This window comes from Novosphingobium aromaticivorans DSM 12444, from assembly GCF_000013325.1.
Lineage (GTDB): Bacteria > Pseudomonadota > Alphaproteobacteria > Sphingomonadales > Sphingomonadaceae > Novosphingobium > Novosphingobium aromaticivorans.
Genome location: NC_007794.1, coordinates 2,252,237 through 2,266,534 on the forward strand (window position 1 = coordinate 2,252,237; position 14,298 = coordinate 2,266,534).

The following is a 14,298-nucleotide window of genomic DNA, read 5'->3' on the forward strand; positions in this document are numbered from 1 at the left end:
CCCTGCAACCCCTTTGCAGGCAATAGAACGACGATGAAGCAAAGCATCCGCAACCTCCTCGCAGCATTCGCCCTGGCCGCAATCCCGCTGGCAGCTCCGGCCTGGGCCGAAACTCCGGCCGCAACCACCGCCGTCGCCGAAAGGCACCTGAAGCCCGCGCTCTGGAAAGTGGCCGATGCCGATACGACGATCTACCTGTTCGGCACGATCCACGCCTTGCCCAAGGGGCTGGTGTGGCTCGACGGGCCGGTTGCCTCGGCCCTTGCTGAATCGGGCGAACTGGTGACCGAGATTCCCGATGCGCCAGCAGCCCAGCAACAGCAGACGGTCCGTGCCATCGGCCTGCTCCAGGGAGAGACCTTGCGCTCGCTGATGAGCGACGCCGACCGCGCGGCCTATGAAGCGCTCCTGGCAAGGCTGCGGATTCCGGCCGAGGCGTTCGATCCGCTGGAGCCGTGGCTGGCGGGAATCACGCTGGGCGTCATGCCCTATGCCATGGCCGGCTACGGGGCGGACGATGGCGTGGAGGCCGTGCTGCGCAAGGCCGCGCTGGCGAAGGGCAAGAAGCAGGGCGCGCTTGAAACCGTGGAATTCCAGCTCGGCCTGTTCGACAAGCTGCCGCGCGAGGCGCAGCTCAAGTTCCTGGGCGAAGCCGTGCGCGATTTCGACAAGGGCACGGCAATCATCGGCACGATGACCGAAGACTGGGGCAAGGGTGATTCCGATGCTCTGGCCCGGCTACTCAACGACGAGATGGACGATCCCGACCTCGCCGAAGCGCTGCTTTACAAGCGCAACCGCAACTGGGCGGCGTGGATACGCAAGCGGCTGGACCAGCCGGGCGCGGTCTTCGTCGCCGTCGGCGCTGGCCATCTTGCAGGCGCGGGCAGCGTTCAGGACGTGCTGAAGGCACAAGGCATCGCCACCTCGCGGGTACAGTGAAGCAGTTTCGCCGCCTTCTATGGGCCATCGTGCCGGCCCTGCTGCTGGGCATGGCCTTTGCGTGGATGGAGCGCAGGGACACGCCGGCGCAGGACGGGCGCGTCGCGCTCTGGCAGATCACCGACAGGGCCGGCACCGTGCGTGGCTATCTGTTCGGCACCGTCCATGCCCTGCCGCCGCAGGTCCGCTGGCTCCGTCCGGAGATCACCGACGCGCTCGGTCGGTCCGACCGGCTAGTCCTCGAAATCGCTGAACCTCTGGACCAGGAGATCGCCGGCGAGGCGCTGGCGGACCTTGCCGGCACCGAAGGCCTGCCCCCGCCCTCGCAGCGCCTTGGCCCTGCGTACCGGGACAAGCTGGCACGGGTCTACCGCAAGCTCGGCCTGTCCGACGCGGACTTTGCCGATACCGAAAGCTGGGCCGTCGCGCTCCAGCTTGCCGCCATCGCCGGGCAGAAGGCCGGGGCCGATCCTGAAAGCGGCGCGGAACCGGCGCTGCGCAAGCTGGCCGGGGACAAGCCCGTCGCCGGGTTCGAGACGATCCACAGCCAGTTCGGCGTGTTCGACGCACTGCCCCCGCGCCAGCAACAGATCCTCCTCCAGGAAGTGACTGTCGAGGCAGCGAGCGACAAGGACGAGGAGGCCGACATGGTCTCGCTCTGGCTCAAGGGCGACGACCTGGGCATCGCGCGCGAAGCCAACGAGGGCTTCCTGGCGGACGCGGGCCTTCACCAGGCGCTGCTGACGGACCGCAACCGTGCATGGGCGGACCAGCTCGATGCCATGCTCAAGGCAGGCGCCCGGCCCTTCGTCGCGGTGGGCGCGGCACACCTGGCGGGGTCCGACAGCCTGCAACGCCTGATGATGGCGCGCGGGTGGCAGATCCGGCGGGTGCCCTGAACGCCTGCATCGATCCCTTGCTTTGATTCCTTGCATTTCCGGGCAAACCCGCTAAGGGCCGCCGCTTCCCTGTCATGGTCATCCCTGGAGGCGTGGCAGAGGAATTGTGAACAACGCATTCTTGGAAGGTACTGACACATGAGCGAGACGCTGCATCTGTCGGCCGAGACGCGCGATCGGGCAGGCAAGGGAGCCTCCCGTGCACTGCGTCGCGAAGGCCGCACCCCCGCCGTGATCTATGGCGGCAATGAAGAACCGGTTGCGATCCACCTGGAAGAAAAGGCGCTGGTCAAGGCGCTGGGCACCGGCCACTTCTTCAACTCGGTCGTCGAACTCACCGTGGGCGGCCAGACCGTCCGTACCCTTCCGAAGGACGTCGCCTTTCACCCGGTGACCGACCGTCCGGAGCACGCAGACTTCCTGCGCGTCTCGAAGGACTCGGTCGTCCACGTGAACGTCCCCGTCATCTTCGCGAACGAAGAAAAGTCGCCCGGCCTGAAGAAGGGCGGCGTGCTCAACATCGTTCGTCACGAACTCGAACTGGTCTGTGCGCCTGACGCGATCCCCGACGACATCGTCATCGACGTCGCCGGCTACGAAGTGGGCGATTCGATCCACATCAGCGCCGTCAAGCTGCCGGCTGGCGTGAAGTCCGCGATCACCGACCGCGATTTCACCATCGCGACGATCGTGGCCCCCTCCTCGCTGAAGAGCGAAGAAGGCGACACCACCAAGACCGACGCCGAGGGCTGATCGCCCGACGGCTGCCGGCTCCGGCCGGTCCGGAAAAGCAACCCCTTCCGCCGCGTGCGGGAGGGGTTCTTTTTTTGCCGGGCCATATCTGGCAATGCGCCCCAGTCCCAAATGGCCAGCACCGAATGAAAGGATCAATCCCGAATGCAGCTCTGGGTCGGCCTCGGAAATCCCGGACCGCAATATGCGCTCCACCGGCACAATGTCGGCTTCATGGCGCTCGACACTATTGCGGAGGTGCACAATTTCGGCCCGGTCCAGAAGAAGTTCCAGGGCTGGTTGCAGGAGGGCCGCATCGGCACCGAAAAGGTCCTGCTGCTCAAGCCCGCGACGTTCATGAACGAAAGCGGTCGTTCCGTCGGCGAGGCGATGCGCTTCTACAAGCTTGGGATGGATGCTCTGGTCGTGTTCCACGACGAGCTGGACCTCGCCCCGTTCAAGGTGAAGGTGAAGCAGGGCGGCGGTACGGCGGGCCACAACGGATTGCGTTCCATCGACAAGCACCTCGGGCCGGACTTCCTGCGGGTGCGGCTCGGCATCGGCCATCCCGGGCACAAGGACCGGGTGACGGGCCACGTCCTGGGCAACTTCGCCAAGTCCGAACAGGACGATCTCGTCGACATGCTCGGCGCAATTGCATCCGAAGCGGCCCTTTTAGCCAAGGGTGATAATGTACTTTTCATGAATAACATTGCACTTCGTCAACAAACGGCGGGGTGAAGCAACAATTCGGAAACGTGACTTGTCGAACGCCTTTACGCCATTAATAATGGTTAACGCGCCGGACACTATAGTTGCTGCATTTTTCGATTTGGCACCGAATTTGCAAAACAATCCCCGACCACGAAAACGAAGGGGGTTGAAATGAAAATCCGTTCACTCGCCATCGCCGCAACTGCAGCGCTCGGCGCCGCCGCGGCAACGCCGGCCCATGCCACATGGTGGCTCACCCACACGCACTACTGCAACTGCGGCCACAGCGGCGGCTCCAGCCAATGCGGCTCGACCTCCTCCGGCGGCAGCACGTCCAGCACGACCTCGGGCGGCACCACCACCTCGGGCGGCACGACGACCACCTCTGGCGGCACCACCACGTCCGGCGGAACCACGACCACTTCAGGCGGCACGACGACGACTTCGGGTGGCACCACGTCGGGCGGTACGACGAGTTCCTCGGGCGGCACCGACGTTCCCGAACCGGGAATGCTGGGCATGATGGCGCTGGGCCTGCTCGGTGTCGGCCTTGCCCGTTCGCGCAAGGTCAAGCCGCGCGCCTGACCCGCTTCAAGCGCCTGGGAGGAGCATCGGCTCCCTCAGGCGCCGCCAGCCGCCGAATACCGCGCAAGCGCCCGCTTGAAGACCAGATTGTCCGGCGCGGACTCGGTCGCGTGGCGGAGCAGACCAAGCCCGGTGGCCTTGTCCTTCCCGCCCGCGACGCGCACATACCCGGCCATGTAGCTCATGTCCGGATCGCCGGGCCGAAGGGTCCGTGCACGGTCCGCTGCCCTGATGGCCTCGTCGACCCGTCCGGCGTGGCTCAGCGCCAGCGCCAGCCGCTTCAGCACGTCCGCATCCTCGCCCATCTGCGCAAGTTGTCCGTAGGCTTCGATCGCGCCATTCCAGTCTTCGCCGACCAGCGCAGCCTGACCCTTGGCAGCCAGCGCCGAGACCTGTGACTTCCGGACCGCCGCGAGCCGAGCCGCCAGCGCGTCGGCCTCGCCGCTGTTGGCCGCCCGTGCCGCCTTCTCGGCAAGTTCCAGTTCGCGCGGACCTGCCGTCAGGCTTTGCGCGAGCGGACGCACGGTTTCCAGCGCGGCAACGGCATTGCCCGTCGCCAGATGCGCTTCCGCAAGCATGAGCCGCGAGTACGGATTGTTGGGCGACCGTGTGAGGGCGCGCTGGAACATCGCCCGCGCCTGCTCCGGCCGCCCCAGCCGCAGCATCGCCTCGGCATAGGTGAGCCCGTTGGCCGACAGCGGGTCGAGCGTTGCCTCCTGCCGCGCCAGCGCCGTGCGGACCGCCTCCCAGTCGCCCTTCATCGCGGCGAACTCGACCTTGAGATTGGTCACGCGCGGATCGTCCGGCGCAAGGGCCGCCGCCCGCGCCGTCATTGCCACCGCCTCGTCGAGCTTGCCCTCTCGATCATAGGCATCGGCCCGGGCGATCCACGGGTCCGGAATGCGCGGATAGCGCTTTGCCGCGCGTTCCAGCGTGGCATGGGCCTGGGCATAGCGCCCGCGCCGCGCCGCGATGTCTGCCGAAAGCATCAGGGCATCGAAACCATCGTCCTGCATCCGGGCCAGCGCATCCACCTGCCGCTGTGCGCCATCAAGGTCCTGCGCATCGATCAGGAACCGCGCCATGTCGCGCAGCAGTAGCGGATCGGACCCTGCGGCAAGACCCGATTGCAGCGCCCTGAATGCTCCCTCCCCGTCGCCCACTGCGGAAAGCGCGGCGGCCCTCACCCGCCAGCCGCCAGTCGTGGCATCGTTGCCCAGAAGCGCCAGCGCTTCCCGTGCACGGCCGCGCAGCAGTGCGGCTTCAGCTCTCATGCGCGCGAGTTCCGCGCCCGTTGCCCCGGTCCGTTCCAGCCTTGCCGCCGTGGCTTCCGCCCCGTCCCCGTCGCCGAGGCGCAGTTGCACCGAGGCCAGCAACCGCAGCAGTTCGGCATCGTCGCCCCGCTCGGCAAGCGCCGCCGCCAGATCGACGCGGGCCGCGGCCAGTTCCATCCCGGCGATCTCCGAGCGGGCCCGGGCCACGCGGTCGGCCGTATCGGTTCCGCAGGCGGACAGCAGCAGGGCGAGAGAAAGTATCCTGACGTTTCGCATGCCCCGATCATGCCACGAACGACTGAATCATTGGTGAAACTGCAAGTTACTGGAGTGTCGGGAAAGTTTACGTCGCCCCGATGGTTAACCATCCGAAATGGCGGTTTTCCGGCACTGGCACGCTCTTTGCCTTACCGAGCGTAAACCTTGTTCGGTTCGAGGAGGACGACCACATGACCATCAGGACGGTACTTGCAGGGCTTGCCGCAAGCGCTGCTCTCGCCAGCGCGATCCCGGCATACGCCGATACGATCACGCTCGGCTCGGGCGACATCGGCAACAGCTTCACGCTGAATTACGACGGCTTTTCGGGCGGCACCTCGATCGACGGCCTGACCGGCTCGACGACCTTCACCCTCACCGGGGTGTCGGGCAACGACTACACCTTCGACTACAACGTGACGAACACCAGCTCCGCGCCGGTGACGGCTTCGCGTATTTCGAGCTTCGCGTTCAACACCGATCCGAACATTTCGTCCGCCACCAGCACGGGCGCTTTCTCCTACACCACGCTGTCGTCGAACTATCCCAACGGGATCGGCACGGTCGACGTGTGCTTCAAGGATGCGGCCACCGGAAGCTGCTCGGGCGGCGGAAGCGGCGGGCTCACGCTCGGCCAGAGCGGCACCGGTTCGTTCACGCTCAGCTTCTCCCAGCCGGTCAGCTCGCTGACGCTGAGCGACTTCTACGTGCGCTATCAGTCGATCAGCGGCGTTCCCGGCATCAGCTCGGCCAGCGGTTCGGGCACGCTCACCTCGACCGGCGGATCGACCGGCGGCACTCCGGTTCCCGAACCGGGCATGCTCGGCCTCTTCGGCGTGGGCCTTGCCGGCCTCGCCCTCGCCTGTCGTCGCAAGGCAGCGCCGCCGCGCCTCGCCTTCGCCGCCTGATCGCGGCTCACGAACAAGGTCGGAAGGGAGCCTGCCGGGTGCGGGCTCCCTTTTTCCGTTTCCGGCGCGCGGCCGTTTCCGCGACCTAGCCCTGCCGCGCCTTGTCGAGGTGCTGGCGGATCGCTGCATTGCCCGGCGCCTTGGCCGCCGCATCCTGCAACAGCTTCAGCCCGCGCGCCTTGTCCTTGCCGCTCTCGACCAGCAGCCAGCCCAGTGTGTCCATGACCGAGGCATTGCCCGGCGCCGCTTTCAGCGCACGTTCCGCGAAGTCCAGCGCCTTGGCACTGTTGCCCAATTGCCCCTGCGCATAGGCCATGTTGTTCAGCACCAGCGCGTTCGAACCATCCGTCACCGCCAGGATGCGATCGTAGGCGGCAACGGCATTGCCCCAGTTGCCCTGCTTCATCGCCGTATCGGCCTGCGCCAAGGTCGCCGCCAGTGCCTGGGGTGAAGGATACTTCGCCTTCTCGGCCAGCTTCGCCGCTTCCGGGTCGCCTGAAGCCGCCGCGGCCCTTGCCAGCAGGCGCAAGTCTTCCGCATCGGCGGTCTGCACTTCGGCAAACGGCCGCATCGTCTCGACCGCGCCGCGCGCATCGCCTGCGGCGAGCTGGGCCTTGGCCAATTCGCGCCGTATCATCGCGCTTTGCGGATTGCGCGTCAGCAGTGGCTGGAGCCGGGCGCGCGCCTGCTCCGGCTGCTTCAGCGCCACCAGCGCCTGGGCATAGAGCACGGTCGCCTCGTCCTTGCCTTCCAGAGCCTTCTCGTTGGCCTGAAGCACGCTGCGCACGGTGCTCCAATCCCCCCGCGCCGCAGCCGCGCGCGCCTGGAGATAGGCGACCTGCCCGCCGCCCTTCACTTCGGCCAGCGAGGCGAGGACCGCCTCCATATCTTTCGTCCGTCCCAGGTCGCCCAGCACCGCCGCCTTCCCGGCCAGCGCGGCAAGATTGCCCGGCCAGTCCTTCGCCGCCCTGTCATAGGTCGCCAGGGCCTGCGCCAGCTTGCCCTGCGCGACCGATACTTCGGCGTCCGCCAGCAGCGTATCGATGAGATCCGGGGCAGCCTTGACCGCCCGGTCGGCAAGCGCTCGCGCCTTTGCCACGTCTCCCCCCATCAGGCTGAACCGCGCGTAGTCCGCCAGCAGGCGTGCATCGCTTGCCCCTTGCGCCCCCGCCGCGAACGCCGCCTCCGCCGTCGCGCGATCGCCCTTGGCGAGCATGGCCAGCGCGCGGATACGTTGTGCGGAGGGCGATGCGTCGTTGCCGATAGCGGAAAGCGCCTCGTCGGGCATCTGCCGCAGCAGCGCCGCCTCGCCCATCAGTTGCGCGAAGTCAGCCGGTCGCTGCCCTTCCGCCAGGCGGGAAAGCGCAGCCTCGGCCGCGATGCCGTCACCCAGCGCCAGCGCATTGCGCGCCTGCAATTCGATCAGCGCGGCATCGCCGGGCTTCGCCTCCAGCGCCGCCGCAATATCAACCTGCGCCGCACGGAAATCATGCGTCTCGAATGCCTTGCGTGCTCGCTCGGCCCGCTCCTCGGGGCTCGCCCCGCATCCGGCGAGCACGAACGGCAACACCAGCGGCACGATCAACCCACGCAGATTCTTCATTGTCCACCAACTCCACCGAATTGGACATATCTGGCGGCAACCCCTGAAATTTCGGTGAAGGTTTCCAAACTCCGCATCCCCCGCTATGGGCGCGCCCAACCAAGGAGTTTGTGATGGGTTTTCGTTGCGGGATCGTCGGTCTTCCCAATGTCGGCAAGTCGACGCTGTTCAATGCGCTGACCGAAACGCAGGCGGCGCAGGCCGCCAACTATCCGTTCTGCACGATCGAGCCCAACGTCGGCAACGTCGGCGTCCCTGATCCCCGGCTCGACAAGCTGGCCGAGATCGCTGGCAGCCAGAAGATCATCCCCACCCAGCTCGGCTTCGTCGACATCGCCGGCCTCGTGCGCGGGGCATCGAAGGGCGAAGGCCTCGGCAACCAGTTCCTCGGCAACATCCGCGAAGTGGACGCCATCGTCCACGTCCTGCGCTGTTTCGAGAACGACGACATCCAGCACGTCGACAACAAGGTCGATCCTATCTCCGACGCCGAGACGGTCGAGACCGAACTGATGCTGTCGGACCTCGAAAGCCTCGAGAAGCGCGTTCCCGCCGCCGAAAAGAAGGCCAAGGCGGGCGACAAGGAATCGAAGATCATCGCCTCGGTCCTCGGCCAGGCGCTCGAACTTCTGCGCGACGGCAAGCCCGCTCGCCTCACCCAGCCGAAGGATGACGAGGAAGCGCGCGTCTTCAAGCAGGCCCAGCTCCTCACCGCCAAGCCCGTTCTCTACGTCTGCAACGTCGAGGAAGAAAGCGCGGCGAACGGCAACGCCTTCTCCGCCCGCGTCTTCGAAAAGGCCAAGGCCGAAGGCGCCAACGCGGTGATCGTTTCGGCCGCGATCGAATCCGAACTCGTCGGCATGGACCCCGAGGAACGCTCCGTTTTCCTCGAGGAAATGGGCCTGCACGAAACCGGCCTCGCCCGCGTGATCCGCGCCGGCTACGAGCTGCTTCACCTCATCACCTTCTTCACCGTCGGCCCCAAGGAAGCGCGTGCATGGACCGTGCACCTTGGCGCAAAGGCGCCCGAAGCCGCCGGTGAGATCCACTCCGACATGCAGCGCGGCTTCATCCGCGCCGAAACCATCGCCTACGACGATTTCGTCAGCCTCGGCGGCGAAAGCGCCGCGCGCGATGCCGGCAAGCTGCGCCAGGAAGGCAAGGAGTACGTGGTGAAGGACGGCGACGTCCTCCACTTCAAGTTCAACGTCTGACCGCCGGGTCGCCCCTCCCCTGACGGGAGGGGCCGACCAGCGCTGCCCCCCAGCCCTAACCCTCAAATGCCGCGATGATCGGGCACGGCCCCGCATCGCCTTTGGCGCATTCGCGCGCCAGCTTGCGCAGCGATTGCCGCGCCGCTTCCAGCCGCGCGATTTCCTGTTCGATGGCATGGAGCCTGGCCCGCGCCATTTCCCGCGCGCGCGGTCGGTCATGCCCTGCATCGAGCGCCAGCAGCTCGGAAATTTCCGCCAGCGTGAAGCCGGCAGCTTGCGCGCTGCGCACGAAGCGCAGGCGGCGGAGGTCTTCCGGGCCGTAATGCCGCTGCCCTTGCCGCGCCGTGCGGCTTGGGCGTGGATCGTCCAGCAGCCCCTTGCGTTGATAGAACCGGACTGTCTCGACCCCGACGCCCGCCCCCTTGGCCAGTTCGGAAATGGTCATTGCCATCGCGCTTGACTCCGTACCATGGTACGCAAGCTATAGGGCAGTGCATGACAAACGCACAGACCCCGAATCACCTCGCTTCCGAGCCCAGGTCGCACCCCCGGTCCAGGGTGGCCACCATCTACCGGATGGTCATGCCCAAGCACATCTGCCCCTATGGCGTGAAGGTGAAGCATCTCCTTGAACGGCAGGGATACCAGGTAGACGATCACTGGCTTCGCACGCGCGAGGAAACCGATGCCTTCAAGGCCGAACACGGCGTCAAGACCACCCCGCAGGTCTTCATCGACGGCAAGCGCGTGGGCGGGCACGACGATACACGCCGCTTTCTCGGCCTGAAGGTCGCCGATCCCGATGCGACCAGCTACGTGCCGGTCCTCGCCGTATTCGCGATTGCCGCCGCACTCGCGCTCGCGGTCAGTTTTGCCGCGTTCGGCTCGATCTTCACCCCCCGTGCAGCAGAATGGTTCGTCGCCTTCGCGATGGCGCTTCTGGCCATGCTCAAGCTCCAGGACGTCGACCGTTTCGCCACGATGTTCCTAGGCTACGACCTGCTCGCCCGGCGTTGGGTGCCCTATGCCTATCTCTACCCCTTCGGCGAGGCGCTGGCAGGCGTTCTCATGGCGGCGCGCGCGCTTGAATGGCTGTCGATCCCGATCGCGCTGTTCATCGGCAGCATCGGCGCGGTTTCGGTGTTCTACGCGGTCTATGTCCAGCGCCGCGAACTGAAGTGCGCCTGCGTCGGCGGATCGGGCCGCGTACCGCTCGGCTTCGTCTCGCTCACCGAAAACGTCGTCATGGTCGGCATGGCGATCTGGATGCTTTCCCGGCCGATGGGTGCCTGACCCCGGCACAACATCGCAACCGGGGCGTTCCTTCTCCCGCAACTGTCGGGAGAAGGAACGCGCATGGTCGACAAGTCGGAAAAAGTAGTCTGGCTGGCAAGGCTGGGCTTTGCCGTGCGCGGTCTGGTCTACATGCTCCTTGGCTACCTCGCGCTGACCACCGCGCGGCGCGACAACGTCGACGATGGCGCGGGCGATGTTTTTGCCTTCGTCGCCGCGATTCCCGGCGGGACCATCGTCCTCTTCGCCGCTGCGGCGGGGCTCGCCGGATATGCCCTCTACCGCCTGTCCGCCGCCGTCTTCGACATCGAGCGCCGTGGTTCGGGGTTCAAGGGCATTGCCCACCGCATCGGCTATTTCGCCAGCGCGATCATCCACTTCGCCATGGCGTGGACCGCCGCCAGAATGGCCTCGGGTGCGCGCAAAGTGGCCGACGACCGCTCCTCCGCAGTTGCGGGCAACGTCCTCGACCTTCCGCTTGGCCCCACGCTCCTTGCCGTCTCCGGCCTCGCCCTGATCGCCGCCGCGCTCCTCCAGGCAAAAAGCAGCGTGACGGCGGGCTTCATGAAGAGCGTTTCCTCCGCCGCGCCCGCCGCCACCTGCTGGATCGGCCGTGCCGGGCACGCAGCGCGGGCGGTGGTCTTCGCGCTCATCGGCTGGTCGCTGTTGCGCTCGGCCCGGTCGGAAAGCGGCGGCGAGGTCCTGTCTTTAGGCGGCGCGATCAACGACTTGCGCGACATGGGCGCGGCCTTCTCCCTCGTTGCGGCGGGATTGGTCCTGTTCGGCTTGTTCAGTCTTATCCTGGCCCGCTATCGCGTCATTCCCGACCCGTCGCCACGTCGACTGAAATTTTAACCGATCGATTGACAATGCCGGGCCCGCGCGCAACGCTATCCTCATGCAGTATTTCGAGGATATCGAGCCCGGCACCGTCCACCGCTTTGGCAGCTATGCCGTAAAGCGGGACGAAGTCATTGAATTCGCGTCGAAGTATGATCCGCAACCATTCCATCTCGATGACGAGGCGGCTGCGCAGACCCACTTCGGGCGGCTCTCGGCGAGCGGTTGGCATACATGCGCGATGACCATGGCCATGCTGGTGGAGAACCTGAAGGAGCGCCGGCAGGCGGGGCTCGGCTCGCCCGGTCTCGACGAAATCCGCTGGCTCCGGCCGGTCTACCCCGGAGACACGCTGTCGGTGGAGACCGAGATTGTCGACAAGAAGCGCAGCTCATCACGCCCGGAAATGGGAAGTTTCCGTTCACTGGTAAAGGTTTACAACCAGGACGGCGTGGTCGTCATGTCGATGAAGTCGATCGGCCTGATCCGCGTTCGCGAGCCCGAAACGGTTGCGTGACCCGAACGGCACCTAAAAGCACCTAAAAGCACCTAACGACACCTGCCCGCACGTGGCCGGCCTGGTCCGGTGCGCTAGATCGCCTTGCACTGCACGTCGCCCGTGGCCTCGAAAACAGGCCGCTCGAACGCGTCGGTGATGATCAGCTTGCCCTTGAACTGGTCCGCCCCGCCTGCAGGAGTGATCGGCCCGATGGCGGTCAGCGTCAGCGCGCGCTCCTTGCCGGTATAGCGCGACCAGCTCCCTTTCGGCATCTTGTGCGATCCGGCATCCGGCGCGAGTACCTCGACATGCCCGTCCAGCTTGATGATCCCGCGCTTGTCCTGCGCCAGCAGGACCGCGCCAAGACCGCCGCCATCCGCAACGAAGGCGCAGCCGGTACCGTGGAGCTTGTTCTGGGTGATGTCCGGATAGAGAATCGGCTGCGGCTGCAAGGGTTTGACGGGCGGCTTGCCGTCCTGCGCGGCCTCTACCGCGGCGATGGCCTCGGCATCGCTCGGCGCCTTCTCGCCGCAACCAGAGGTGCCTAGAAGAGCGAGTGAAATCAAAGCGGTGCGCGCCATTCCTTGCATCGTCACTTCCTCCCGAACAGCTTTTCTATGTCTCCGTGCGCGAGTTTCACCCAGGTCGGGCGGCCGTGGTTGCACTGGCCCGAGCGGGGCGTCACTTCCATTTCGCGCAACAGTGCGTTCATTTCCGCCACCGAGAGCGTGCGCCCTGCGCGGACCGAGCCGTGGCAGGCCATCGTGGCGAGGACGAGGTCGAGCTTTTCGCCGAGCAGCAGCGCATCGCCGTGGTGGGCAAGATCGTCCGCGACATCTGCCACCAGCCTTGCCGGATCGCCCTTGGCGAGAGCCGCCGGAATGGCGCGCACGAGAACCGCATTGGGACCGAAACGCTCCAGCGCCAGACCGAATTCGGCAAGCTTTTCCGAAGCTTCTTCCAGACGGTCGCACGCCGTTTCATCAAGCTCGACCACCTCAGGGATGAGCAACGCCTGCGAAGGCGCCACGCCCTGCCCCGCCCCGGCGGCGCGCAGCCTCTCGAGCACGAGGCGTTCGTGGGCAGCGTGCTGATCGACGATGACGAGACCGTCCTCCGCCTCGGCGACGATATAGGTGTTCGAGATCTGCCCGCGCGCCACGCCGAGCGGATGTTGCGCGGCATCGACCACCGGCTGGGCCGCAGGCTCGGCCCTTGCGGACGGGGGCGCCATGATCGCCTGCTCGTAGCCCCGCCACGCCTGCCCGGCTTCGCTGACGCGCGGTTCAGGTTTCCACTGTTGCGAAAAGATGCTGCCCTGCCAGTCGCTTGACGGAGACGAAGGTGGTGGCGGCGCGATGGGTTCGGCCTGCCAGGCAGCCATCGCGCTTGCCGAGGGAGCCTGGGCGGATCGCTGGTCGCCGGTGGAAAGCGCATGGCGCAACCCCGAGACGACCATGCCGCGCACCAGCGCCGGGTCGCGGAAGCGGACTTCGGACTTGGCGGGATGGACGTTGACGTCGACCTCGCTGGCCGGAACCTGCAGGAACAGCGCCAGCACGGCATGACGGTCGCGCGCGAGCATGTCGGCATAGGCGCCGCGCACCGCGCCGATAAGCAGGCGGTCTTTCACCGGACGGCCATTGACGAACAGGTACTGGTGATCGGCCACGCCGCGGTTGAAGGTCGGCAAGCCGGCGATGCCGGTGAGGTGGAAATCGCCCCGGACGAGGTCGACCTCGACCGAATTGCCCGCCAGTTCGCGCGCGACGAGTTGCGCCACGCGGGCCTCGAGCGTTTCCCCGGCCTGGACGTGGAGCGCGCGGCGACCGTCGTGTTCGAGCGTGAAGCCGACGTCGGGGCGGGCCATGGCGAGGCGGCGGACGACATCCGATGCAGCGGCCCATTCCGAGCGCGGGCTGCGCAGGAACTTGCGGCGCGCCGGGATCTTCTCGAACAGATGTTCGACCCTCACCCGCGTCCCGGGCGGAAGCGCGGCGGGGCCTTCGGCCACCAGCGCGCCATTGTCGACCACCCGCTTCCACCCTTCGGCGGTGCCATGGGGGCGGCTTTCGATGGTGACGCGCGCGACCGATGCAATCGAGGGCAGCGCCTCTCCCCGGAAGCCGAGCGTCTCGACCAGTTCGATGGCCTCGTCCGGAAGCTTGGAGGTTGCATGGCGTTCGAGCGCCAGCGCGATCTCGTCGGGGCGCATGCCGCAGCCATCGTCCGACACCTCGATCATGGCGAGCCCCCCTTCGGAGAGGCGCACGTGGACGTGGCTCGATCCCGCGTCGATGGCGTTTTCGACGAGTTCCTTGAGCGCGCTCGCCGGGCGCTCAACCACCTCGCCGGCAGCGATGCGGTTGATGAGCGTTTCGGGAAGACGACGGATGACTCGCATGGTCCGAACACGACTAGCGCCGAACCCGCTTTATTTCGAGACAAGCGGTGAAGTTATCCGTCCAAAGCCGCACAAACCCATGGGCTTTGCGGACTTCGCCTGCTAGGAAGCCGCCTTCCCGGGCGCTCATTCT

15 protein-coding genes are annotated in these 14,298 nt (G+C 66.4%); 10 read left to right on the top strand and 5 right to left on the bottom strand.

All coding sequences use genetic code 11. The features are described from left to right. Nucleotides 1-33 precede the first annotated feature (33 nt). The 5 genes from SARO_RS10625 to SARO_RS10645 all read left to right on the top strand — a co-directional run bounded on the left by SARO_RS10625 (nt 34) and on the right by SARO_RS10645 (nt 3,872). Nucleotides 34-942 (top strand): TraB/GumN family protein, encoded by a 909-nt coding sequence (locus tag SARO_RS10625; protein WP_011445761.1) that lies wholly within the window; start codon nt 34-36, stop codon nt 940-942. Next, nucleotides 939-1,841, top strand: a complete 903-nt coding sequence (locus SARO_RS10630; RefSeq protein ID WP_011445762.1) for a TraB/GumN family protein — start codon at nt 939-941, stop codon at nt 1,839-1,841. The genes SARO_RS10625 and SARO_RS10630 overlap by 4 nt, the downstream gene beginning before the upstream one ends. 138 nt (nt 1,842-1,979) lie before the next feature. Beyond that, a complete protein-coding gene (locus tag SARO_RS10635; RefSeq protein WP_011445763.1) occupies nt 1,980-2,594 on the top strand; it encodes a 50S ribosomal protein L25/general stress protein Ctc in 615 nt (204 codons plus the stop codon). A 144-nt stretch (nt 2,595-2,738) separates the two neighbouring features. Continuing rightward, nucleotides 2,739-3,314, top strand: coding sequence for an aminoacyl-tRNA hydrolase (gene pth, locus SARO_RS10640; RefSeq protein ID WP_011445764.1), 576 nt, complete (start codon nt 2,739-2,741; stop codon nt 3,312-3,314). A 144-nt stretch (nt 3,315-3,458) separates the two neighbouring features. Continuing rightward, nucleotides 3,459-3,872: a PEP-CTERM sorting domain-containing protein gene (locus SARO_RS10645; RefSeq protein ID WP_011445765.1), complete on the top strand. Its 414-nt coding sequence runs from the start codon at nt 3,459-3,461 to the stop codon at nt 3,870-3,872. Between the two features lie 35 nt (nt 3,873-3,907). Here the strand turns inward: SARO_RS10645 and SARO_RS10650 are convergent, their stop codons facing one another. Continuing rightward, the gene (locus tag SARO_RS10650) at nt 3,908-5,422 is read right to left on the bottom strand and encodes a tetratricopeptide repeat protein (protein ID WP_011445766.1); all 1,515 of its coding nucleotides are present in this window, start codon (nt 5,420-5,422) and stop codon (nt 3,908-3,910) included. 173 nt (nt 5,423-5,595) lie between these two features. Between SARO_RS10650 and SARO_RS10655 the strand changes: the two genes are divergently transcribed. Continuing rightward, the gene (locus SARO_RS10655) at nt 5,596-6,312 is read left to right on the top strand and encodes a cistern family PEP-CTERM protein (RefSeq protein WP_011445767.1); all 717 of its coding nucleotides are present in this window, start codon (nt 5,596-5,598) and stop codon (nt 6,310-6,312) included. Nucleotides 6,313-6,397: 85 nt separating this feature from the next. Here SARO_RS10655 and SARO_RS10660 read toward each other — a convergent pair whose 3' ends face one another. Beyond that, nucleotides 6,398-7,915, bottom strand: a complete 1,518-nt coding sequence (locus tag SARO_RS10660) for a tetratricopeptide repeat protein (RefSeq protein WP_011445768.1) — start codon at nt 7,913-7,915, stop codon at nt 6,398-6,400. Between the two features lie 113 nt (nt 7,916-8,028). On the opposite strand from SARO_RS10660, the gene ychF reads away from it, so the two are divergent. Beyond that, entirely contained in the window at nt 8,029-9,129 is a 1,101-nt protein-coding gene (ychF, locus tag SARO_RS10665; protein ID WP_011445769.1) for a redox-regulated ATPase YchF, read from the top strand. Nucleotides 9,130-9,184: 55 nt separating this feature from the next. On the opposite strand, the gene SARO_RS10670 is transcribed toward ychF, so the two are convergent. After that, nucleotides 9,185-9,580: a MerR family transcriptional regulator gene (locus SARO_RS10670; protein ID WP_011445770.1), complete on the bottom strand. Its 396-nt coding sequence runs from the start codon at nt 9,578-9,580 to the stop codon at nt 9,185-9,187. A gap of 44 nt (nt 9,581-9,624) precedes the next feature. Between SARO_RS10670 and SARO_RS10675 the strand changes: the two genes are divergently transcribed. From SARO_RS10675 to SARO_RS10685, 3 genes are all read left to right on the top strand, one after another. Further along, on the top strand, nt 9,625-10,422 hold the full coding sequence (locus tag SARO_RS10675) for a MauE/DoxX family redox-associated membrane protein (protein WP_011445771.1): 798 nt from the start codon (nt 9,625-9,627) through the stop codon (nt 10,420-10,422). A 63-nt stretch (nt 10,423-10,485) separates the two neighbouring features. After that, complete coding sequence (locus SARO_RS10680) at nt 10,486-11,277, top strand: DUF1206 domain-containing protein (RefSeq protein WP_011445772.1); 792 nt, start codon at nt 10,486-10,488, stop codon at nt 11,275-11,277. Between the two features lie 43 nt (nt 11,278-11,320). Further along, the gene (locus SARO_RS10685; RefSeq protein ID WP_011445773.1) at nt 11,321-11,779 is read left to right on the top strand and encodes a MaoC family dehydratase; all 459 of its coding nucleotides are present in this window, start codon (nt 11,321-11,323) and stop codon (nt 11,777-11,779) included. Between the two features lie 74 nt (nt 11,780-11,853). Here SARO_RS10685 and SARO_RS10690 read toward each other — a convergent pair whose 3' ends face one another. Then, nucleotides 11,854-12,342, bottom strand: a complete 489-nt coding sequence (locus SARO_RS10690) for a hypothetical protein (protein ID WP_041550294.1) — start codon at nt 12,340-12,342, stop codon at nt 11,854-11,856. A gap of 11 nt (nt 12,343-12,353) precedes the next feature. Then, a complete protein-coding gene (gene mutL, locus SARO_RS10695; protein WP_011445775.1) occupies nt 12,354-14,165 on the bottom strand; it encodes a DNA mismatch repair endonuclease MutL in 1,812 nt (603 codons plus the stop codon). Between the last annotated feature and the right edge of the window lie 133 nt (nt 14,166-14,298).